Annotated in this window: 13 protein-coding genes; 8 read left to right on the forward strand and 5 right to left on the reverse strand. The window is 69.1% G+C overall.

Annotated elements, in window-relative coordinates; translation table 11 throughout:
* Positions 1-23 precede the first annotated feature (23 nt).
* Positions 24-3,956: a CHAT domain-containing protein gene (locus tag ABD481_RS25780; RefSeq protein WP_344668327.1), complete on the forward strand. Its 3,933-nt coding sequence runs from the start codon at positions 24-26 to the stop codon at positions 3,954-3,956.
* A gap of 76 nt (positions 3,957-4,032) precedes the next feature.
* Here ABD481_RS25780 and ABD481_RS25785 read toward each other — a convergent pair whose 3' ends face one another.
* Positions 4,033-4,977, reverse strand: a complete 945-nt coding sequence (locus ABD481_RS25785) for a hypothetical protein (RefSeq protein ID WP_344668328.1) — start codon at positions 4,975-4,977, stop codon at positions 4,033-4,035.
* On the reverse strand, positions 4,977-5,432 hold the full coding sequence (locus ABD481_RS25790) for a hypothetical protein (protein ID WP_344668329.1): 456 nt from the start codon (positions 5,430-5,432) through the stop codon (positions 4,977-4,979). The genes ABD481_RS25785 and ABD481_RS25790 overlap by 1 nt, the downstream gene beginning before the upstream one ends.
* A 319-nt stretch (positions 5,433-5,751) precedes the next feature.
* Here ABD481_RS25790 and ABD481_RS25795 point away from each other — a divergent pair, with 319 nt between their 5' ends.
* The 3 genes from ABD481_RS25795 (at position 5,752) to ABD481_RS25805 (ending at position 14,266) form a co-directional block, all read left to right on the forward strand.
* A complete protein-coding gene (locus ABD481_RS25795) occupies positions 5,752-9,528 on the forward strand; it encodes a CHAT domain-containing tetratricopeptide repeat protein (RefSeq protein WP_344668330.1) in 3,777 nt (1,258 codons plus the stop codon).
* A 505-nt stretch (positions 9,529-10,033) separates the two neighbouring features.
* Positions 10,034-11,374, forward strand: coding sequence for a hypothetical protein (locus tag ABD481_RS25800; protein ID WP_344668331.1), 1,341 nt, complete (start codon positions 10,034-10,036; stop codon positions 11,372-11,374).
* 147 nt (positions 11,375-11,521) lie between these two features.
* Positions 11,522-14,266, forward strand: coding sequence for a helix-turn-helix transcriptional regulator (locus tag ABD481_RS25805; RefSeq protein ID WP_344668332.1), 2,745 nt, complete (start codon positions 11,522-11,524; stop codon positions 14,264-14,266).
* A 46-nt stretch (positions 14,267-14,312) separates the two neighbouring features.
* Here the strand turns inward: ABD481_RS25805 and ABD481_RS25810 are convergent, their stop codons facing one another.
* The gene (locus ABD481_RS25810) at positions 14,313-17,108 is read right to left on the reverse strand and encodes a winged helix-turn-helix domain-containing protein (RefSeq protein ID WP_344668333.1); all 2,796 of its coding nucleotides are present in this window, start codon (positions 17,106-17,108) and stop codon (positions 14,313-14,315) included.
* Positions 17,109-17,435: 327 nt separating this feature from the next.
* Between ABD481_RS25810 and ABD481_RS25815 the strand changes: the two genes are divergently transcribed.
* The 3 genes from ABD481_RS25815 to ABD481_RS25825 all read left to right on the forward strand — a co-directional run bounded on the left by ABD481_RS25815 (position 17,436) and on the right by ABD481_RS25825 (position 21,937).
* Positions 17,436-18,542: an MBL fold metallo-hydrolase gene (locus tag ABD481_RS25815; protein ID WP_344668334.1), complete on the forward strand. Its 1,107-nt coding sequence runs from the start codon at positions 17,436-17,438 to the stop codon at positions 18,540-18,542.
* A gap of 17 nt (positions 18,543-18,559) precedes the next feature.
* Positions 18,560-19,006 (forward strand): nuclear transport factor 2 family protein, encoded by a 447-nt coding sequence (locus tag ABD481_RS25820; RefSeq protein ID WP_344668335.1) that lies wholly within the window; start codon positions 18,560-18,562, stop codon positions 19,004-19,006.
* Between the two features lie 234 nt (positions 19,007-19,240).
* On the forward strand, positions 19,241-21,937 hold the full coding sequence (locus ABD481_RS25825; RefSeq protein WP_425559288.1) for an AAA family ATPase: 2,697 nt from the start codon (positions 19,241-19,243) through the stop codon (positions 21,935-21,937).
* A 91-nt stretch (positions 21,938-22,028) separates the two neighbouring features.
* On the opposite strand, the gene ABD481_RS25830 is transcribed toward ABD481_RS25825, so the two are convergent.
* Both ABD481_RS25830 and ABD481_RS25835 read right to left on the reverse strand, forming a co-directional pair.
* Entirely contained in the window at positions 22,029-22,283 is a 255-nt protein-coding gene (locus ABD481_RS25830; RefSeq protein WP_344668337.1) for a WhiB family transcriptional regulator, read from the reverse strand.
* Positions 22,284-22,358: 75 nt separating this feature from the next.
* Positions 22,359-22,913, reverse strand: a complete 555-nt coding sequence (locus tag ABD481_RS25835) for an NAD(P)-binding domain-containing protein (protein ID WP_344668338.1) — start codon at positions 22,911-22,913, stop codon at positions 22,359-22,361.
* Between the two features lie 377 nt (positions 22,914-23,290).
* Here ABD481_RS25835 and ABD481_RS25840 point away from each other — a divergent pair.
* Positions 23,291-23,762: ABC transporter ATP-binding protein (locus tag ABD481_RS25840; protein WP_344668339.1), on the forward strand; the 472-nt coding region annotated here is incomplete at its 3' end.

The following is a 23,762-nucleotide window of genomic DNA, read 5'->3' on the forward strand; positions in this document are numbered from 1 at the left end:
GCCGAAACCAGGTGGGGGTTCAGGTGGGCGTGTTCGAGGAACGACTCAGCGCGGCATGCGCGCTCCTGGACAGCACTAACGATTCCGATAATCTTGAACTGCTTCTTACGTCTGAGGTGACCGATCTGATCGAGGCCCTGGACAGCGCGGTCGCCGCACTCGCTCCGGGAAGCCAAAAGGCTCTCGACGCGCTACGCACGCTGGGCTGGCTGCGTTGGCGCCGCTTTATTGCGCTGCCGCGCAGCGAGGGCGGCATCGAGCTTTACAATACACTGTCTTACTTTGTGCAAGTGTTCTCCGTCTCGGAGGATGCTGTTTCGGAGCTGCCCGAGTGGCTACTGCCGCAGATAGCGGATCTAGCTGCGCCGCCGGCGGTCACCCTGCTTTTTGGTGCGTATGCGTCGCGGGAGCCGGTACGCCTTGACGCTGCCGTGAATCTCTGGCAGCGCATCGTGGAGGTCACCGACTTCGCGCACGTAGGCCTTGACGGGTATCGATCCACCAAATATGCCGATCACCAACAGAATCTCGGCCTTGCGTTGTTCTGTCGTTTCGAACACCTGGGCGCCCCCGACGATCTGGACGCGGCCATCAGGGCATTGCAAGCCGCGGTGCAGGGGATTCCAGCAGGCCACCCCGACGGCGTGAAGCGCCTGACGCTCCTTGGGGAGGCACTGACCAAGCGCTTCGAGAGTTCGGGCGCGATCATCGACGTCGAGTCGGCGATCAGAGCCCATCGTGCTGCGATTCTGACGAGCCAGCCGGATCATCCCATGCGGGCCAGGATTCTGATGAACCTGGGGGATGCACTGTTCAGCCGGTTCAAACATGCGGGGCGTGAGGCAGACCTGAACGCGGCGATCAAGACGACCCGCGCCGCGGTGAAAGCCGGCGCGACAGGCAGCACCGATCGCCCTCCGATGCTCCTGAACCTGGGGATCGCACTACTCGCCCGCTATGAACGGGCAGGGACTCCCGTCGATCTTGACGCAGCGATCGAGGCATTCGATACCGCCCTCCGGTCCCAGCCACCGAGCGGTGCTACACGAGAAGAATCCTCATGGAATCTGGTAAGCGCGCTGCTTACCAGATTCGCATCTTCAGGTTCAATCGCCGATGTGCGCCGAGCGCTACAGGAATTGGAATTCCAACAGACTGACGGGCTCCCAGCAATCACCGCAGAGTATATCCCGGAAGCGGACCGGGCCGCGATTGTCTCGCACCTTGGGAGGCTGCTGAGTGATCGCTTCGACCTGTCGGCGGCGATGCCGGACTTGGATCGGGCAATCGACGTGGGTCGCTTCGCGATCCAGATCGAATCGCGCAGCGATCTGGCCCGAGCGACGTACTTGTGGGATCTGGCGAGCGCTCTGTTCACTCGTTACTCGGATGCGGGAGCGGCCACCGACCTGGATGAGTCGATCGACGCGGCCCGGGCCGCCGTCCAAACCGCCCCTCAAGGCAGCACCGATCAAGCCGCATACACTTCGCACCTTGGGATCACCCTGTTCACCCGGTTCGAAAGAACCGGGGTGACCGCCGACCTGGACGAGGCGATCGATGCCATGCAGGCCGCGGTGCGCGCCACCTCCTTGGACGCCGCTGGCCGCGCGATGCGCCTATCGAATCTCGGTGTAACGCTACGGGTCCGCTTCGAGCGGTCAGGAGCGATCGACGATCTGGACAAGGCTATCGAAACCGGCCGTGCCGCAGTCCTGGCCAGCCCACCAGACCACCCGCAACGTCCCGGATACTTGTCGAATCTCGGCATGGCGCTTCGGGCCCGCTTCGAGCGGTCGGGAACGATCGACGATCTGAACGAAGCCATCGAAACCGGCCGTGCCGCGGTCCTGACCAGCCCACCAGACCACCCTAAGCGTCCCGGGTATCTGTCGAATCTCGGCAATGCACTACGGGTCCGCTTCGAGCGGTCAGAAGCGATCGGCGATCTGGACGAGGCCATCGAAGCTTCCCGTTCCGCGGTAGCGGCGACTGCACCAGACCTAATCAGCGGCGTGAGGTACATGACGATCCTTGTAGGCGTCCTGATGGTCCGCTCCAAACAGCCGGGAGCCGCCGCTGATCTGGACGAAGCGATCGAGACCGGCCGGGCCGCGGTCCTGGCCAGCCCACCGGACCACCCGGATCGTGCCGTTTGCTTGTGGATGCTCGGAACGGCGCTTCGTGGCCGCTTCGAGCTGTTCGGCCGAACGCCTGATGCGCTCGACGCGTTCGAGCAGTTCGCCGCGGCTGTCGATGTAGCGTCCGCGAGCCCGTATATCCGGGTGCGAGCGGCGCATCAGGCTGTCTATCTGGGAGGCGACCTCAACCAGTCGCTCAGCACGGACGTACTCGCCACCGCCGTCGGCCTGCTGCATGAGCTGACTCCACGCTATCTGGAGCGCTCTGACCAGCAATACGCCCTCGACGGCCTCGCAGGGCTTGCTTCGGACGCCGCCGCCTTCGCCCTCGCGGACACGCGGTTGTCCGAGCAGCAGCGCGCAGCACAGGCCTTGACCCTGTTGGAGTCAGGCCGTTCAGTCTTGCTGAGCCAGGCGCTGGAGACTCGCAGCGACCTGACAGACCTGTACGACGAACACCCCGACCGCGCTGGACGCTACGCCACGTTGTGCGCCCTCTTGAACAGCGCCCCCGCCACGGCGGACGACTTGCCGGATGGCCGGCCTTCGGAAGTCGACCTGCGCACGGTGGCCGCACAGTTCGACGAGTTGCTTGAAGACATCCGCGCGCTTCCCGGTTTTTCGTCCTTCGGCCGACACCTCTCCGCGGAAGAACTCCTCGCTCATGCGTCCGAAGGACCGATCGTCACCTTCAACGTCAGCTCCTACCGCAGCGATGCGCTCTTGCTCACCGACGCTGGGATAACAGCGATCCCGCTGCCCGGCCTTGACCGAGCCACCGTGGTCACACAGATCTACGCCTTCCATGACGCACTGGAGCAGTCACACGACAGATCCGCCTCCAGTGCCCACCGGGCCAAGGCCCAGGGCACTGTCCGCGACGTCCTCGGCTGGCTGTGGGATGTAGCCGCCGAGCCCGTCCTCAAGGAGCTCGGTCACCATCAGGGTCCGACCGCCATGCAGGAGTGGCCACGGGTGTGGTGGGCGACCGGCGGCCTGCTCAGCCTGCTACCAGTGCACGCTGCCGGACGCCACGATCCCAAGAATCAAGGAAACGCAGTCATAGACCGGGTGGTGTCCTCCTACACGCCCACCATCCGTGCCCTTGGTTACGCACGCCAGAAAGCCGCCGCCTGCCGCGCAGGAGCCGAGGCGAAGTCCCTGATCGTGGCCATGCCCACCACGCCGGATCTTCCCGAACCAGCTCCATTGCCAGGCGCCAAGCGCGAGTCCGCGCTTCTCGCGACCATTCTTCCCAATCCCATCCTCATGATCGAACCCGATTCGGACGGGCCGGTGCCGCCATCCGGCTCGGCACCCGCGACCCCGACCCTCCGGGCCCTGCTCGACGAACTGCCCCGGTGCGCATTCGTTCACTTTGCCTGCCACGGCGCCCACGACACCGCCGACCCTTCACGCAGCCGCCTACTCCTGCATGACCATGCGACCTCACCCCTGACTGTCAACAGTCTGAGCCATATACGGCTGGACGAAGCGCGGTTGGCTTTCCTTTCGGCCTGCCGCACCGCGTTTCACGTCTCCGAGCTGCTGGATGAGGCCATCCATCTGGCGGGGGCATTCCAGCAGGCCGGATTCCCGCATGTGGTCGCTGCTTCGTGGGAGATCTCCGACCTTATCGCGGTCGACATCGCTGAAGCCTTCTACGCCAACCTCACCGCGCCCGACGCAGCCGGCCGACGGGTACTCGATCCTGATCGCTCTGCCAGAGCGCTGCACGACACGGTACGCACACTTCGGGAACGCCATCCCAACCTGCCCTCGGTGTGGGCTTCCCACCTGCACGCCGGGGCATAGCCGTCTCGCCTGTCGGGGCCGTCATCGCCGTGAACCCTCCAGGCTCGTTCCAGACTCCGTATCGGACCTGAACGGCTCACGTGCCGGACAACGGATCGGAAGCGTGCGCGCTGAGTTGGCTGGTGATGGCCTGGCCGGTGCCGACGGTCGCCGGCCCGTCGGCTGGGAGACGTAGTTGGTCAGCCAGGGCGCTGGTGTGCAGGCGCGCTGCGGATTCGATGAGCAGGGCGTAGGTGTTGGTGGTGATTCTTATGCGCCGCCGGCCCGCGGTGGCGAGCACGACCGCGATGAGCGCGGCGGGCCACCACCACACGGCGATCGGCACGTAAAGCACTGCCCAGCCGGTTAAGGTGGCGGCGGCGGCCAGGTCGGTGCGGGCGGCGGTGATCTCACTGCGGACGGCGTCGGGCAGGATCAGCCACAGGGCCGGCCAGATCCTGACGGTGTCGAGTCCGAGATCGTCGTGCAGGCGCCGACCGACAGCGTGGATGCGGTCCCCGCTCCAGGTCGGCCGCTCGGGGCGGCCCTCGGAGACGCGAATCAGGGCCCGATAAGCTCGGTCGCGCTCCATGGGCTCCAGACGTTCGCCTCGGGCGCGGGCCCGGCGGGCTTGTTCGCGAAGCCGCTGGTAGTCGGCGTTGGCGGCATTCCAGCGTTCACGACGACGGGCGACGAAGCGATCGGCGACGACTCGCAGCGGCCGTGGCCAGTCCGTCCAGTCCGCGGCCAGGGCAATCCGCTCGAACGCACGTCCCGCTGCTTGGGCGGACAAACCCGCCATGCCGGCACCGGCCAGGACAGCAGCCAGGACGATGATCTGGCCGCCAACGGCAGTGGCGTCGGGCGCCTTCGACCAAGCAGTGACCCGGCGGGCCAAACGGGCCGGGTCAAGGGCGTGGGCCTGGCCCAGAGCGTCAGCCGCGGCCGCGACGGCCAAATACAAGGCGCCAGGCAGCACCAGCAGGGTGAACCAGTGATCGGCCAACTTCTTGCCCAGCTCGCCCAGGAAGGCATCCACCACTACAGCCGGTCTTCTCGCAGAGCTTCTCCAGTGAACGCGCAGTGCTGCTGCTCGGGAATCAGCCAGGAGCTGCGGGTGCACCGCTTGGACGGGCACAGGAGCACCACCTCGTCCGCATCCGGCGGCCGGACCGGCAGACCGGTCACCTCGAATCCAGACGGCTGGCCGCGGGGGTTCGGATCGAACCTGCCATACAGGCCAAGAACGTCCCCGGCGTCCAGCAGCACGTTGTGAATCGCATCCAGCACCGAGGCCACTGGCAGACCCGCGCTCAGCGCCGCGGCCAGATCCTCCAGCAATGCCGTTCCGCTCCCGCCGGGAATCGGCGCAGCCGCGGCCAGATCCTGGCGGATCTCGTCCCTGTGCTCGCACACGTACGCCAGAGCGGCTCTATTCCGGTCCAGCCCGCCTGTGGCAACCGTGTCCAGATCAGACTCCCCACTCATCGGGCGCACCCTCTCTCGAATACGGCCAGTGGCGCCGCAGCGCTGCGTGCATGCGACGGAGTCTAGGACGGAAAGCGCGGCAGAATCAGGAGTCTGGGGCATATCCCTAGGCGCGAGGCAGTTCACCTCCAACGCTACAAATCGGGTGACAGACATGTGAGGCTGGCGGATGGGACGCGGCGATGAAGGCTTGGGAGGCGCGGCCCGGGTGATCCCAGCTTCCCGCACAGTTGCATACGGCGCTGGAGCCCAAGACCTACTAGAAGGACGACCTGGCCGAACACCCTGCTGAAGCCAGTAGGCGGCGGGGATGCCGTGGGAGGGAATCGTGGGAGAGTGGGAAGATCGACTCGAAGCTTTACGCAGACTTGCGCGGAGCATCTTCGGGCTCGAAGATATACGCCGGCTGTTCGAGCCGGAGGCTGCCGAGGACATCAGGCGCCTGACGGATCTCCTCGTTGAACGTGACGGATACGAGGGGGCCATCGAGGCCCGTCTCTGGCTAGGCCTGGTGCATTATATTCGGCACAGCGGGTTGTCGGCGAGTGAGGATTCCGAGCATCTCGAGGCCGCACTCGAAATGCTGCTTCCGGTATTCATCGTATTGATGCATTCCGAATCAGTGATACCCGATGCCTTGTTGCCCACTCTGGCCGACCGCGGCGCACCCTTTGCTGCGGAGTTGTCGACGGCCGCGATGGGATCCACGGATCCAGGGCCGCGGGACGCAGCCGTGCAATTGTGGCAGCGGATCATCGTGTCCACCCCCGACAGCCACGTTGACCGTGGGAAGCGCCTGGCAGCGCTCGGTTTCGCCCTACAGATCCGGTTCGACCGGACTGGAGTGCCGGCAGACCTCGACGAATCGATCGCCGCCTGCCGCCAAGCCGTCGAAACCACCTCAAAGAACCAGGCGGACCACGCGCTGTTCTCAATGAACCTCGGTACCGCGCTGTTTCTACGGTTCGAGCGCACCGGCGTCCTGGCGGATTCGGATGAGGCGATCGCCGCTTTCCGCCGGGCTGTCGAGACCACCCCCGACGATCAGCTGATCCGCAGCGCGTTCCTCTCGGGACTCGGTAACGCGCTGCGCAGCCGGTTCGGCCGTACCGGGAACTCGGCGGATCTGAACGAGGCGGTCGACGTCGGCCGTCAATCTGTCGCGGCCACCCCCGAAGACGAGCCCGACCACGCGGGGTTTCTAGCGAACCTCGGGAACGCGCTCAGCACGCGGTTCACGAGCACCGGGGTTCTGGGGGACTTGGACGAGGCGATCGCCGCCTTCCGTGAAGCTGTCAGAACCTCCCCTGTCAGCGCCCCGTATCATGCGGGGTTTGTCTCAAGCCTTGGGGGCGCACTGCGCACCCGGTTCGAGCGCACCGGGGCGTTGGAGGATCTGGACGAGGCTGTTGCCGCCTCCCGACAGGCCGTTGAGGCCATGCCTGAGGACCACCCCACCCGCATCATGTTCCTGGCGAACCTCGGCATCGCTCTGCGTACCCGGTTCTGGCATACCGGAGCACTGGCCGATGTGGACGGCGCGATCGAGGCCAGCCGCCAGGCCGTCGACGCCACCGCTGAAGACCACCCTGACCGGGCCGCGTTCCTGGCGGATCTCGCGAGCGCCCTGTACCGGCGCTTCGAGCGGACCGGAGCGCTCGAGAATCTGGACGACGCGATCACGGCTTCCAGGCAGGCCGTCGGGACCACGCCCGAGAGTCACCCCGCCCGCGCCCAGTTCCTGGCCAGTCTCACGTCGATGCTGCACAGCCGCTTCGAGCGCACCGGAGCGCTCGCGGCTCTGGACGAGGCGATCGTCCACGCCCGACAGGCGATCGACGTCACCCCCGCCGACCACCCCGCCCGTCCCGTGCATCTGATGGTCCTGGGAGGTGTACTGCACTCCCGATTCCGGCGGCTCGGAACGTCGGCGGATCTGGATGAGGCGGTCCAGACCATGCGAGACGCCGTAGCGGCGACCCCCGAAGACGACGCGACCCGCGGAATCTTCCTGTCGAACCTTGCGGCTGTGCTCCAGGCTCGAGTCAGCAGTACTGGAACGCTGGCAGATCTGGACGAGGCGGTCCAGGCCATGCGAGACGCCGTCGCGGCGACCCCCGAAGACCACGCGGCCCGCACAATGTTCCTGTCGAACCTCGGGCTTGCTTTGCAGACCCGGTTCAGGCATACCAGGACGCCGGCCGACCTGGACGAGGCGGCCGAGGCCGGGCGGGCCGCGGTGGCGGCAGCCCTCGACGACCACCCCGAGCGTGCGGCGCATCTGACCGGGCTGGGAGGCGCACTGCGGATGCGGTTCGAGCAATCAGCCCGGAACGCCGACCTGAACGACGCGATCGAGGCGTACGCGCAAGCGGCGGACGTGAGATCTGCCCGGCCTTCGATACGCATTCAGGCCAGCCGGGTCGCTGCCGCGCTGGCCGGAGTGCGGGACCCGCGGCGTGGCGCCGACCTGTTGGAAGCCGCGGTGGGGCTTCTGCCAGAGCTGGCCGCACGTCATCTCGAGCGCGGCGACCAGCAGTACGCGCTGGGCGGCGTGGCCGGGCTCGCCTCCGATGCCGCGGCTTTCGCCTTGTCGGATACGAGCCTGCCCAGGTCCGAGCGGGCCACCCGGGCTCTGCGTCTGCTGGAGGCCGGGCGGGGTGTGCTGCTGAGCCAAGCTCTGGACACCCGCAGCGACCTCACGGACCTGACGGCGCGGCATCCCGATCTCGCCACGCAATACATCGCCCTGCGCGAACTGCTCGACCAGGCCCCCTCGACGATCACGCCGGACCCGGCAGCTTCGGTTCCTCTTGACCGACGCGCATTGTCGTCCGCGTTCGACCTGCTGCTCGACCGGATCCGCGCCCTGCCGGGCTTCGCTTCCTTCTCGCGCCTGCCCGACATCGGCGAGCTGCTCGGCCATGCCGCCGCCGGACAAGTCGTCACGTACAACGTCAGCACTTACCGTAGTGACGCCCTGGTCCTGGCGCGGGACGCGGTCGTCCTCGTCGAACTGCCCCGCCTCACTCAGCGCGCGGTCGTCGAACAGATCGACGTCTTCCGGCGGGCATTGGCTGCGAGCGGGGATGGCACCAAATCCCACGCCGACCGCGTCCATGCCCAGGCGGCGTTGCAAAAGGTCCTTGCCTGGTTGTGGGACGCCGCGGCGGAACCAGTCCTCGACGCTCTCGGCCATACCAGCCCGCCGGGTCCCGAAGTCCTCCCTGACGCATGGCCGCGGGTGTGGTGGGCGCCCGGCGGACTGCTGGGCCTGCTTCCGCTGCACGCGGCCGGACACCACGACCGGGCCGGCAGCGGCCGGTCGGTCATGGACCGGGTCGTCTCGTCCTACACTCCCACCATCCGTGCTCTGGATCACGCCCGCCAGCAAGCCGCCGCCACCACAGCCGCCCAACGCTCCGGGACCGCTGTAGCCGGCCGATCGCTGATCGTCGCCATGCCCACCACCCCGGACCTGCCCGTCCCCGCACCGCTGCGGGCCACCGCGGAGGAAGCGGGACGGCTGGCCGCCCGTCTGCCCAGCCCCGTGGTGCTCATCGAACCCGGCCCTCAGCATCCCGGCGATCCGGAAAGAGACCTCGCGACAATCCCCACCCGCGCGGCGGTGTTCGAGCAACTCCCCCATTGCGCGATCGCACACTTCGCCTGCCACGGCACGCACGACCCCGCTGACCCCTCCGCCAGCCGCCTTCTCCTGCACGATCACGCCACCGAACCCCTGACCGTCGCCAGCCTGGCCCTCGTCCGCCTCGACCATGCCCAACTGGCCTACCTCTCGGCCTGCCGCACCGCCTTCACCGGAACCCAGCTCCTCGATGAAGCCATCCACCTGGGCGCCGCCTTCCAACTCGCCGGCTTTCCCCACGTCATCGCCACCCTCTGGGAGATCCCCGACAACACCGCTGCCACCATCGCCGACACCTTCTACACCCGACTCGCCAGCCGACCCAGCGACCTTGGCAACGGTGCGCTCGACACCGACCGCACAGCCGAAGCCCTTCACCACACGATCCGCGACCTGCGCGACCTGCACCGCGGCCTGCCCTCCTTGTGGGCCGCCTACATCCACGCCGGCGCCTGACCGGCCGCAGCGCGAGAGGGACCGTCCATGCCGCGCCGAGACGGTCGGCGCAGGACAGGCTGGGCCCTCTTGCCGCTGGCCAGTCCACACCAGTCATCCAGCGCGGGACACGACGATGCGAAACCAGGTAGGAGGCTACGGCAGCGCCGGCGCGCCGCACGGCCGGTCTTGGGCGACCGGGTTCCGTTGGAGGTCAGGGCAAGTGGAGAGGGAGTCAGATCCGCGGTAAAGCTCAGAGTGCTGATGTCGCAAGCGGTGAGCAGTGAGCCGGAACAGCACAACCAGCCGTCATCGCCGACCTACATCGACCGCGCACCGGAAACCACCAGCGCGACCCCAATCCGAGATCGACCGGAGCCATAGCCCTCACCTGCCGACTGCCGCCGGTCCATTGAATCAGCTCGCCAAATGTGGGTGCGCATTGCGGGCAAGACGTCTGTCAATAGCCGAGGCCTGTCTTTGGCGAGTGGCCCGCGATAGCCTCACTGCGTTGAGAGGTGACGGTATGTCTTCGAACACTAAACCGGCAGCCGATCCGCCGAGCCCGGTGCACATGTCTGTGCTCGATCGACAATGTGAAGCATTCGTTCCCGCCAAGCGGCGTCAGCGAGCATTCGAGCGCAGCCTGCTGTCCAACGTCCTCTTCGAGACCGCGGCGGTCGTTCCCGATGTCTACTACCTTATCTCTCAGGGCTTACATGGTCACGTCGAGGCCGCCATACGCGAGGATCGGCCGAGCCTGATGGCGGCAGCCGTCGCGTCTGGAGTAATCATCAGCGCGTTCCGGGATCCCGATTGCGACTCGTTCCGGACAGCGTACGACATCATCCGGGAATCGGGCATTGTCGGACTGCTCGAACCCACTGATTGCCGGGATATCTGCGCGCATCTCGATCGCGCCGCCGATACGGGAAAGAGCTCTGGCGCATTCACGTTCATTCCGTGGCCGACCGAGAGTGTCGGTGCTATGTACGAACGCCGAATGATTTCGTTCTTGCAGCCAGAGGGCGACGAGCCGCCCAGCTCGTCCCCGGGCATGCGGCGCATGTGGGATGAGAGTCGGGAGTGGCGGCACGACGTTCTCAACGAAGCGCGCGGCCGGGACCAGTCGGGCTTCCGGCGCGGGTCTTACATGGCCGCCCTTGGTGAGTCTTTGGGCCTTCGTGGTGTCCGGATCGATGACGTGAGTCAGCTGTTCCAGGTGCCCATGGCTCCTGAGCGGTTGAAGGCGTTGCAGGCTCTGTGTCGCTGGATGACCGACTGTTACGCCTACAACCAGGCACGCGCGTTCGGCGCGATGCCCAACTTCCCTGCCTATCATCCTGATCTCACTCCGTCGTTGCTGAATTCACTCGAAGCGTCGACGCCGCCGTCATTGCCGGAGACGGAGATCTTTGAGATGACGGTGACCGCCAAGGTTCCGCGTCCGTCCGTACTGCTGGGAATGGACCCATACAAGCTGCTAGCGGTCCGAGACGGCGAGGCCGGACGGGCCTACCTCGACGCGCTCAAAGAGTGGCGCGGGGACCCTCGTTCCGACACGGCCGGAGAAGCGGTCAGACGCAGATTCCAGGGCTATGCCATAGCACTCAGCAAACAAGCCGCGAAGGAGGGACGATATACCGAATCCCTCCTCACGCTAAACCTTGCGAAGCTACCCGGCCCTACTCGGCGATTCGTCAAAGCGGGGCTTGTCCCGGCGGCCACTGCGGTCGCCACCCAGGTGCCGGATCACCTTTGGTATGCCATCGCGGGAGGTGCGAGCTATGCCGGCTACGACTGGGTCGTCGACGTGGTGCGTGGCAAGACCCAACACGTCGTGAGGTCGGAACTGACGATCTCCTGATCGTCGCCGCTGAGGAACTCTGTTGGGAAGTCATCACCTTGACTCGGTGATTGTGTACCCTGACACTCTGGTGCACGGTCCGGTCGAGTTGGAGACAGCTTCCAATGAGAGGTCGGCAAGCGGTTGATGATCCGGCAGGGAACGCAGGTGACCGCAGGCGGGCCGACGCATCAACAGCTCATCGCGCGGGATCGGTTGCTCAACCTGCTGGACGCCGCGACGGCCGGCAAGGTCACCGTCATCAGCGCGCCGGCCGGGAGCGGGAAGACGTCGCTCCTGCGGAACTGGGTCGACCTCGCCGAGGGCGGTGGGCCCGGACGCCAGCCAGGGCGGGTGGCCTACATCCCCGGTGAGCAGTTCCGCGGGGAGTCACAGCCGTTCTGGCTGTCGGTCCTCGACGCGGTGCGGTACCCGGTGTCGCGCGCGGGCCGGGAGCCGGCGCCGACCACTCCGCACTTCGAGGCCGCCCGCGTCGTGGACCTCATTCTCGCCGAGCTCGCCGCGTATGCCGCTCCCGACCGCCGGATCGTGCTGGCGATCGACGATGTCCATGAGCTGATATCGGCGGAGACGGCCGCGCATCTGACCCGCCTGCTCTCCGAGCTGCCCGACGGGGCGCACGCTGTCCTGGCCACGCGGCGGGACCTGCCGCTGCGGCTGCACCGGCTGCGGCTCGTCGGCGAGCTGACCGAACTGCGGGCCCGGGACCTGCGCTTCACCGGGGACGAGGCCCGGGCCCTGCTCGCCGCGTCCGGGACGGACCTGCCGGAGCAGGCTCTGGCCCAGCTCATGGAGCGTACCGAGGGCTGGGCCGCCGGATTGCGGCTGGCCGCCGTCGCGCTGGCCGGCCACCCCGATCCGCGGCGGTTCGTCGCCGAGTTCAGCGGCAGCAGCCGGGCGGTCGCGCAGTACCTGGTCGCCGAGATGCTGGAGCGCCAGCCGGCCGACGTCCAGGAGCTGCTGCTGCGGACCTCGATCCTGCGCCGGGTCAACGGCGCGCTGGCCGACCGGCTCACCGGCCGGTCCGGCACCGAGCGGATCCTGCTCGGTCTGGAGGACGCCAACGCCTTCGTCGTCTCCCTCGACCCCGAGCGGACCTGGTTCCGGTACCACCGGCTGTTCGGCGACCTGCTGCGGCTGGAGCTGCGACGGCGGCTGCCCGGGGAGATGCCGGCGCTGCACCGCGGCGCCGCCGAATGGCTGGAGCGGGGCGGCCAGCCCGTCGAGGCCGTCCGGCACCGGCAGCTGGCCGGAGACTGGGACGAGGCCGCCGCGCTGCTGGCCGACCAGGCCTTCAGCATGATCCTCGACGGGCAGGAGAAGACGATGCAGTCCCTGCTGCACGCCTTCCCCGATCCGGACGGCGCCGACCATCCGGAGCTGAGCGTCGCGCAGGCAGCGGTCGACCTCGCCCACGGCGGCCTGGACGACGCCGCCGCGCACCTGACACGGCTTGAGGACTTCCTCCGGCAGGCCGACCCCGAACGCCGGCGCAGGCTGGCCCCGGCGACGACCGCCGTCCGGCTCTCCCTGGCCCGCCGCCGCGGACAGCTCGCCGACGTGCTGCGCCATGCGGAAGTGCTCGACGCCCCGGTCGGCCCGGCGGGCGAACCGTCCTCGTCCCACGCCGACCTGCGAGTACTGGCCCTGATGAACCTGGGGATCGTCGAGGCCTGGGCGCTGGGCCCCTCGGACGGCGCGCGCCACTTGTCCGAGGGCGCCGAGCTGGCCCGCGGGATCGGCCGGCCCTACCTGGAGGTGGCCTGCCGGGCGCAGCTCGGCTACGCGACGAAGTTCACGTCGCTCACCCGCGCGCGGCAGCTGTGCGAGCAGGCGATCGCCCTGGCCGAGGAACACTCCTGGGGCACTGCCACGATCCTGGCCCCGGCACTGATCACGCTGGCCGAATCGTTGGTCTGGTCCGCCGACTTCGACGCCGCCGAGGAGGTGCTGGAGCGGGCCCGGCGGTGTCTGCGCGGCGACGACGGCCCCGGAATCAGGACTCTGCTTCATTTGGTGGAGGGCATGCTGCTGGCCGGACGAGGCCGGCCGGCCGAGGCCTTGGCGCGATTCACCGCCGCCGACGAGATGCAGTCCCGCCTGCCCGAACGCCACGCGCTGACCGGCTTCGTCACCGGGCAGATGCTGGCCGCCCGCTGCCGTCCGGGGTCGGCCGAGTCGGTCACGTCGGTCACGTCGGCCGCGCCGGCCGAACTGGCCGAACTGGCGCGCGAGCAGATCGCCACGCTGCCGGCTCCCCTGCCGGACTGCCCGGAGCTCCGCAACGCCGTGGCGGTCAGCTGTCTGGCCCTGCGGGACGCGGCGGGAGCGCTGGCCGCCTTGGCGCCGGTAACCGACGCCGGAGAGGCCGTGGCCGCCATCCAGGCCGGCACCACGGTGGAGTCCTGGCTGCTCGCCGCACTCGCCCATCGGGATCTGGGTCAGGACACAGACGTCCGCCACAGCCTCGAACGGGCTCTCGACCTCGCCGTGGACGACCGGATCATCCTGCCCTTCCTCACCTGTGGCGTCGGCGAGCTGCTGGCGGCCGTGCCGGACCCCGAGCCCGGCCATGCCTCCCTGATAGCGGACATCCTTGCCGCAGCTGAAGGATCGCAGACCACGGATTCTCCGCAGCCGCCTTCGATGCCGGAGCTGAGTCCGACCGAACTCCGGGTGCTACGTTACCTCCCGACCCATCTCTCCCGGCCGGAGATCGCCGACCAGTTGTCGGTCTCGGTGAACACCGTCAGCACTCATTTCCGCAACATCTACGCCAAGCTCCAGGCCACCGACCGCTCCTCCGCGGTGCAGCGGGCCCGCGACCTCCGGTTGCTCGGCGTCGGCAGGCTGCGGCGCTCGGATGATGAGGCGGATCCGGAGCTGCGATAAGGGCGACAAGGGCGACGTGTGCCGACGCCGGAGCCCTATGGGCCCGTTATCTCATCGACCCCGGTGTCAGCAGTCCGAGTTCGCGGGCCCGCCGCACGGCGGTGGAGCGGTCGCCGGCCTGCAACTTCGCATAGATGTGCCGCATCTGGGTGTTGACAGTGTTGACCGACACCGACAGATCGCGGGCGATCGCCGCCCGGGACATGTTGGTGTCCAGATAACGCAGTACCCGTAGTTCGGCCCGGCTGAGGCCCGGGACCGCCGGTTCGTGACGGAGCCGGGGCCGCGACGGCGGGCGGGGCGCCACCACCGCGAGGATGTCGTCGACCAGCGGAGTGGACGGCAGGTCCCGCCGTGCCATGTCGCCCAGCAGGCGCCCGGCGCCGGTCAGCAGGAACGGCAGCACCAGATGGTCGGGTTCGGCGTGGGCGAGCGCGGCGCCGACCGCCCGGCGGGCCTGGTCCTCCCGCGCCAGGCGCCGATACGCGAGGGCACGCAGCAGGTGCCCCTCGACAACGGTCGCCACGTGGATGGCGGCGGCGGCCCCGTCGATCACCGGCGCGGTGCGGACCAGCGCCTCCGCCGGGTCGTCCTCGGCCAGCCGGACCGCCGCCCAGGCGTTGCGGATCTCGGCGGAGTCGGCCAGCGGACGGTCGATCAGCGCCAACCCGGCCCGGGCCGCCTCGGGCGTGCCGAGCCGGGCCCGGGTGGCCGCCACCCATCCGCTGACGAATCCCGTCAGCGCGTGCGGCGCGGTCAGACGCGCCTGGGCCTGCTCGGCCGTCGCGAAGGCGGCGAGGGCTTCGGGCAGCCGGTTCCGGGCCGCCTGGAGCATCCCGTCGACCAGATGGAACAGGGTACGGATGTCGGGGCCGCCGGAGCCGTCCAGGGCTTGGCGCGCGCGGCGCAGCTGCCGATCGGCGGCGGACAGCTCGCCGGTCCAGACCAGGGTGCAGGCCATGGTGGTCAGCGCCGGCGCCAGGATCGGCAGGGTGCCCCAGCCGTACGCCTCGGCGGCCGTGATCGCCTCCTGACAGCGCTCCCGGGCCCGGCTGAAATGCGGCAGCTTCGAGGCGAAGCCGAGCTGGGCCAGGCAAGCCACCTCCAGGTAGGGGCGCCCGATGCGGCGCGCCAGCTCGGCGCCCTGGAGCAGGTGCCGTTCGCCGTCCGGCGAGCCCAGGCTGAACGCCTCGACGGCGCCCAGGTTCAGCAGCGCGACCACTCGCAGATCGGCGCCGGGCGGCGCGGGCTGGGTCCTGGGCGGGGTCCGGGGCAGGGTCTGGGGCGGGGTGCTGGGCGGAGCGGCGGACGGGCCGCCTGCCATTCCGGTCGGCGCTCCGGTCGGCACCCCGGTCAACGCTCGGGTCGGCACCTCAGTCGTTACCCCAATCGGCGCTCGGGCCGGCGCTCCGATCGCCGCCCCGGCCAGGTATCCGGCCTGCCTGATCACCGCTGCCAGGTCTCCGCGCTGCCGAGCCAGCGACAGCCGCAACGACAGCACCGCCGCGTCCAGCCGGCCGCGGCGCTCGGCAGGCGCCTGTCCGAGCCGGACGTCGGCCGCGGCCAAATGCGCCTCCGCCTCGCCGAGGCGGCCGGAGACCAGGTCGACCATCGCACGGACCACGCTCAGCTCCGGGAAGTCGGCCTCGGTGGTCCGGGGGAAGGCGCGCAGCAGCTCCCGCATGGACTCCTCCCGGCCGTCGAGCATCATCCCGAACGAGTGGTCGGCGAGCAGGCCGGCGGCCCGCGCCCAGTCCCCCACCGCCTGCCGGTGCCGCACCGCCTCGATGATCCGGCCATGCCCGGCCAGCCATTCGGCGGCCCGGCGGTGCAGGTCGCCGACGTCGTTCGGCAGGGTCCTGCGCAACTCCAGACGCAGCAGGTCCACGAACAGGTGGTGGTAGCGGAACCAGGTGCGTTCGGGATTGAGGGACATCACGAACGCGCCGGCGTCCTCCAACTCCAGCAGGATCCGCTCGGACCCGGGCCGGCCGGTCAGGACGTCGGCCAGTTCGCCGTTCACCTGGTCCAGGACGGAGGTGGCCAGCAACATGCTCTGCACCTCCGGCCCCTGATGCTCAAGCATCTCAGCGATCAGATACTCCGCGACGGTCCGGTCGCTGCCGTTGAACTCGGCGACGAACCGTTCGGGATCGGGGTGATCGACGAGCGAGAGCGTGGCCAGGCGCAGCCCCGCGGCCCAGCCCTCGGTCCGCTCGACAAGCAGCCGCACCGACGTCTCGGACAGGCGGACACCCGCCGTGGCGAGCAGCTCACGGGTCTCGTCCAGCGTGAACCGCAGGTCCTCGGCACGGATGTCGATCAGCTCGCCGGCCAGGCGCAGGCGGTGCAAGCGCAGCGGCGGATCCCGACGGGCGGCGAGGATCGCCCGGGCGCCGGGCGGCAGCCGGGTCAGCAGACTCGTCAGCTGCTCCGCCGCCTCCGGCGAGCGCAGCATGTGCGCGTCGTCGATGATCAGCACCACGCGTTCCTCGACGGCGGCGAGTTCGGCCAGGATCTCCTCCACGATCGCGGCGGCGCTGAAGTCCAGGGCGGCCGCCGGCGCCCCGGCCTGGGCCCGGGCCTGGTCCGAGGCCGCCGGAGTACCCCGCACCGCGCTCAGCATCGACAGCCAGAAGATCTGGGCATCCTGCTGATCGCGCTGAACCGGGGTGAACAGCGGCCGGAAGCCCTGGGCCCGGTCGGCCCACGACCGCACCAACGACGTCTTCCCACTTCCCGCAGGTCCGGTGATGATGGTGACTTTGCCCGCGACCGCCCGGTCCAGCATCGCCAGCAGGCTGTTCCGGTCGATCAGGCGCAGACGACCCGGCACCTCCACCCCGCCACCGCCTCCGTCTCTGTCTCCGTCCCTGTCTCTGGCCTCTGTCTCCGATCGCTGATCGCTGATCGGTCGCCGTGGCACCGCCTCGGGACGAGGCGTTCCTGGGTGTTACCCCGTTCTGCGGCACGTGCCACACCGGGCCGCCGAGCCGGATCGGACACCGCGACCGCGCGTCGAGATCGCGAAATCACCTACTTCGGGTGATGAGCGTTCACCTGACCCGCTGTGAGTCTTGGACAAGCGATGAGCGATCGAGTGGCGGCCCGCGTCGACGCGGCCGTTCCGCCGGCCTTCCGAAGTCGCAGTGCCCAGAGAGGAAGAACGATGTCCCTGCTCAACACCCCCGGTGATCGCCGCTCGTTCCTGACGAGGTCGGCGACCGTCGCCGCGGTCCCGGCGCTGTCCGCCGTGGCCGGCGGCGTACTGACCGCCACTCCGGCCGCTGCCGCCGCCACCAGCACCGCCACTAAAACCGCCACCGCCGACGACCCGACCCTGCCGGACTACGCGCCAGTCCCCCAGTCCGCCCTCGGCCCGGCCCTGAACGCCCAGGGCTACTACGTCGGCCGGATCCAACGGAACCTGTACTGGGTCACGGATTCCACCTACCAGGCCGCGTTCCTCACCACGAAGGACGGCGTGGTGCTGTTCGACGCGCCGCCCACGATCGGCGGCAACCTCCAGCGCGCCATCGACGAGATCGCCTCGGCCAACGGCGTGTCGAACAAGGTCACGCACATCGTCTACTCCCACCACCACGCCGACCACCTCGGCGCCTCGTCGCTGTTCGGCAAGAACGTGACCCGCATCGCCCACGCCGAGACCCGCGCGCAGCTGAAGCGGGACAACGACCCGACCCGACCGCTCCCCGACGAGACCTTCGAGCATCACAGGACACTGCGCGTCGGTGGCGAGCGGATCGAACTGGCGTTCCTGGGCACCAACCACACGCCCGACAACATCTACATCCACTTCCCGGACCACGACACGTTGATGCTGGTCGACATCAACCTGCCGGGCTGGGTCCCCTTCCAGAACTTCAACCTGAACGAGGACGTCCTGGGCTCGATCGCGGCGCCCGACAAGGCTCTGGCCTACCCGTGGAAGCACTTCATCGGCGGACACATCGGCCGGTTGGGCGACCGCCAGGACATGCTGGTGTACAAGCAGTACATCGCAGACATCATCGACGGTGTGAAGGCCGCCCTGGCCACCATCGACCCGACCCCGTTCTTCGTGAAGTACGGGGACAACGCGTGGGCCGCGGTGAAGGAGTACCAGGCGGCGCAGTGCCGGTACGCCGCCGCGCCCGTGGTCAAGAAGTACACCGGCGTGCTCGCCGCCGCCGACGTCTACACCGAGAGCCACGCGTTCGTGCTGCTCGAAGCCGTCCGGCTCAGCCTCGGCATCGGGTCGCAGGTCCACCCCTGACGAGGAGAGTGACAGCCATGACCCAGGACAACGAGCAGATCGTCCGGAACGCGTACCGCGTCGCCGAGGTCAAGGACCTCGCGGGATGGGTGGACGCCTTCACCCCCGACGGCACGTTCACCGACATGTCGATCGGTGTCGTCTTCAGCGGCCCCGACGGACTCCCCGAGCAGGTCGAGAACTACGCGCGGGCGTTCCCGGACATGCACCGCGAGCTGGAACGGGTGTACGTGACCGGGGACGTCGTCGTGGTCCAGCTCCGGCTCCAGGGCACGCACCAAGGCCCGCTGCACCTGCCGCAAGGCGAGCTCAAGCCGACCGGCAACCGGATGGACGCGCCGTGCTGCGACGTGTTCGAGCTCGTCGACGGCAAGATCAAGCGCTTCGACTGCTACCCGTCCGGCACCGTGATCATGGGACAGCTCGGCGTGCTGGGGGACCTCGACGCGGCGTTCGAGTCCTGATTCGCCCCGGACTGGCCAGGATTCACCGGCTGTCGACCAATGGGCCTATCGTAGATCATCGCCCGGCCACAGGGGTCGGCGGGCGGCGGCACGGGCGGACACCGCACCCGGCGGCCGGCAGGAACGGGTTCGGAGGCGCCGGTGAGTGCGAGTACGAGCACGAACTACTGGCGGGAAAGCCACGCGCCGAGTGCCGATGCGGAGCTCGTCGGACGGGATGCCGAGTCCGGAGAGCTGGACCGGCTGCTGGCCGAGCTGCGGGCCGGCCGGGGCGGGGCGCTCGTCGTGCGAGGCGAGGCGGGGATCGGCAAGACCGCTCTGCTGGACTCCGTGCGTTCCGTCGACGGCGTCCGGGTCCTGCGGGTCGGCGGCGTGGAGTTCGAGACCGAGTTCGCGTTCGCTGCCCTGCACCAGCTGTGCTCGCCGGTCCTCGCCGGTCTGGAGAACCTCCCCGCGCCCCAGCTCGCCGCGCTGAAGTCGGCCTTCGGGATGGGAGGCGACGGCGTCCCGGACCGGTTCCGGGTCGGTCTGGCCGTGCTCGGCCTGCTGTCGGAGGCCGCGGCGAGCCGGCCGCTGCTGTGCGTCGTCGACGACGCCCAATGGCTGGACCAGGCGTCGGCGCGGACCTTGGCGTTCACGGCCCGGCGGCTTCAGAACGAGCCGGTCGCGTTCCTGTTCGCGGTCCGCGAACCCGCGGATCAAGCGGATCAAGCGGATCAAGGGGATCTGGCCGGACTTCCCGAGATCCGCCTCACCGGCCTGGCGGAGCCGGACGCCCTCAGGCTTCTGCGATCGCGGATCCGGGTGCACATGGACGGCCGGGTCCGCGACCGGATCCTCGCCGAGGCCCGAGGCAACCCGTTGGCGCTGCTGGAACTGCCGCGTGGCGCGGACCTGGCCGGCGGGTTCGCCGCACCCGACGCGGTCCCGGTCTCGGGCAAGGTGGAGGAGAGCTTCCGCGCGCGGCTGCGGGGACTGCCGTCCGACGCCCGGCTCCTGCTGCTCGCCGCGGCGGCGGAGACGACCGGAGACAGTGTTCTGCTGTGGCGGGCGGCCGAACGGTTCGGCATCAGCCCGAGCGCGGCGACCGTCGCGGAGGAGACGGGCCTGATCACGTTCGGGCTGTGGGTCCGGTTCCGCCATCCGCTGGTCCGGTCCGCGGTCTACCGCGACGCCTCGCTCGCCGACCGCCGGGCCGTGCACGGCGCGCTGGCCGAGGCCATGACCGACGCCGACGAACCGGACCGCCGCGCCTGGCACCGCTCCCAGGCCGCCACCGGCCCGGACGCCGACGTCGCCGATGCGCTCGAACTCTCGGCGAGCCGGGCCCAGGCGCGCGGAGGCATCGCCGCCGCGGCCGCGTTCCTGGAGGCGGCGACCCAGCTGACGCCCGAACCGGCACGCCGTGCCGAGCGCGCGCTCGCCGCCGCCTGCGCGAAGCGTGACGCCGGCGCCGCCGATACCGCGCTGGACCTCCTGTCCGTCGCCGACGCGGGACCGCTGGACGCCGCCGGCCGGGCCCGCAGCGCGACGCTCCGGGCCCGGATCGCCTTCGACGTGGCCCGCAGCGACGACGCGGTGGCCGGACTCCAGCGGGCCGCGGACCTGACGGTGTCGCTGGACGAAGCCGCTGGTCGGGACATCTTCCTTGAGGCCCTCGCCGCCGCGGTCTTCGTCGGCCGGTTCACCGAGGGCCCGCGCCTGCTGGAGACGGCCGACCGGGCCCGAGCGGTGCTTCCCGCCCCGGAGCCCGCGCGACCCCTCGACCTCCTCCTCGACGGCCTGACAACGCAGGTCGCATCGGGATTCCCCGAAGCCGCGCCGCTCCTTCGCCACGTTGTCGACCTCTATGTGAAGGAGGAGGACGACCCCTTCTCGCCGGGCGAGGTGTGGCTGGCCTGCAGCGTGGCGATGGACTTGTTCGAAGACGCCGCCTGGCGCACGCTGGCCGACCGCCAGGTCCGGTCCTCGCGTTCGAGCGGGGCGGTGGCCGCCCTTCCGGTGTCGTTGAGCTACCAGGCCCTCACGCACATTCACGCCGGACGGTTCGACGACGCCGCGGCGAACGTCGCGGAGGCGTACGCCATCGCCGCGGAGATCGGCGCGCCGGGTCTGGACCATGTCGAGGTGACGCTCGCCGCGTGGCGCGGCGAGCAGCGGACAGCCGAGCTCGCCCGGACCGCTCGCTGCGGCGCCGTCGAACGCGGTGAGGGCCGGCTCGTCACCGCCATCGAGTTCGCGCAGGCAGTGTTCTTCAACAGTCTCGGCCGGTACGACGACGCGCTGGCGGCCTGCCGGCCGTCCGCCGACCTCGACGAGATGGGCTTCCACTCCTGCACTCCGCTCGAGTTCGTGGAGGCGGCCGTCCGGTCCGGTCGGCGGGAACTGGCCTTGCCGATGGTGGCGATGCTCACCGAACGGACCAGTGCGAACCGCACCGACTGGGCCGCCGGGGTGGACCTCCGCTGCCAGGCGCTCGTCGCCGAGGGCTCGACGGCCGATGACCTGTACCGGGCGGCGATCGACAGCTTCGAACGCAGCGAGGGGCGTCTGCACACCGCACGGACCCGGCTTCTGTATGGCGAATGGCTGCGCCGGTCCGGAAGCCGCCAGGCTGCCCGATCCGTTCTGCGCGAAGCCTACGCGGCGCTGACGGAGATCGGTGCGGACGGGTTCGCGGCGCGCGCAGCCCGTGAACTGGGCGTGTTGGGAGAACCTGTCGGCAGCCGCTCAGCCCGGGGTGGTACCGGCCGGCTGACGGCGCAGGAATTCCAGATCGCCCGACTGGTCGCCACGGGCGCCACGTCCAAGGAGGTCGGAACCCAGCTGTTCCTGAGCCCGCGGACGGTCGACGCGCATCTGCGCAGCATTTTCAAGAAGCTCGACATCACTTCGCGGCGGCAGCTCAGGGACCTGCCGCTCACGAGGTGAGCGGACCCGTGGGTGAGCCCGCAGGCGAATCTGTAGGCTGACCCGTGGGCGGTCAGGATTTGCGGTCAGGGTCTGCGGTCAGGATCTGCGGTCAGGATCTGCGGTCGTGTTCTGACATTCCGCCCCAGACCCCGTGCGCCTGCCGCGTCGCGACGGCGAACGCGGCACAGGGCTCCTTCACGGGACACGTCCGGCAGATCTCCCGGGCACGTTCCACCCGGCGCTGCCGAGCGCTCCCGCGTTCGTGGGCCGGCGAGTAGAAAACGGACGCGTTCATGCCGCGGCATGCGGCATGCACCTGCCATTCCCAGTATTCGATCCTGGGAGGCGGTAAATGGTTGCGCATGCGGATCCTTCTTCGCTGACTGTCCCTGAGACTGGTCCTGATGAGCGGCGAGCACGATTCGTGGCAGCCGACGTCCTACAGGTCGCCGACGCTCGCGTAGCGGTAGAAGAACGGACCGAGCTCCGCGGCGATGGCGCGGGTAAGCCCGGAGCTGTCCTCCAGGAGGCGGGCCCCGGGGTCGATGTCGCCGACGAACACCGGTTCGTATCCGGCCTCGATGATGAGCCGTTCGGTGAGGGCGCGGATCTCCGGTTCGGCGACGAACAGGTTGGTCGGGGTCACCCGCTGCTTGGAGATCTCGTCGTAGGCGGAGGCGAAGTTGGTGGAGAACGACTTCGCGGCGGGTCCCCCGATGGTCTCCTTGATCTGGAGCGTCAGCGAGGCGTGGCCGGTGGGCCGCTCGCCGTAGATGTTGCAGGTGTCGATGGTCGGCTTGCCCGCCAGACCGGTGACGGCGGCCAGCGCGGCGGCGATGGCCGGCCCCGGGACGGACACCACGACGACGTCGGCGTCCGAGGCGTCGCCGCCGTCCTGCCCGAGCCCGGTGACGTCGTGCCCGGCCTGCCGCCACAAGCGGGCCAGGCCGCCCCCGACGTGGCCGCGGCCGATGACGGTGATCTTCAGTGTCATGTGTTCCTCACGGTTCGTGGATGGTGGTACGCCAAGTGCCTGCCGGCGCGCCGAGGCCGAGCGCGCCAGGTCGATCACCGCATCGAGCAACCAGCGCCTTCATGAGGTGACTCCTTCGATCCCGGCAGCGTTCGCTTCAGCAGCCGCCTGGCGTCAGTCTCTTCGGCGTGATCAAGGTCCGCATCGGTGAACATCGCCTAGTTCTGGATCCCGGTGGATCTAGGTGATCATGCGAGGGCACGTCAGGGGTGGCCGACGGCCTTACCGCGCGGAATCACGGCGCGGGTTCTACCGTTGATCCGGTCGCGCTACCGCGCCGCCTCACTTTCAATTTCGGATTGTCCGGCACATTCCTGCCGGTTGAAAGGAAGAACGCCATGGCTGGTGTTGTGTATCAGGATGCTTCCTGCTTCTACCCGGGCGCCGATTCGCCCGCCGTGGACAAGCTGAACTTGGACATACCGGACGGGGAGTTCCTGGTGCTGGTCGGACCCTCGGGCTCCGGCAAGTCCACCGCGCTGCGCATGCTCGCCGGCCTGGAAGAAGTCTCCAGCGGCGGCATCTACATCGGCGAGCGGGAAGTCACCAACCTGCCGCCGAAGGATCGCGACATCGCGATGGTGTTCCAGAACTACGCGCTGTACCCGCACATGACCGTCGCGGAGAACATGGGCTTCGCCCTGAAGATCGCCAAGATCGACAAGGCCACGATCGCCAGGCGGGTGGAGGAGGCGGCCAAGCTCCTGGAGCTGACCGAATACCTGGGCCGCAAGCCCAAGGCACTGTCCGGCGGCCAGCGTCAGCGCGTCGCGATGGGCCGCGCGATCGTCCGCGAGCCGAAGGTCTTCC

This window comes from Catenulispora yoronensis (assembly GCF_039531695.1).
GTDB lineage: Bacteria > Actinomycetota > Actinomycetes > Streptomycetales > Catenulisporaceae > Catenulispora > Catenulispora yoronensis.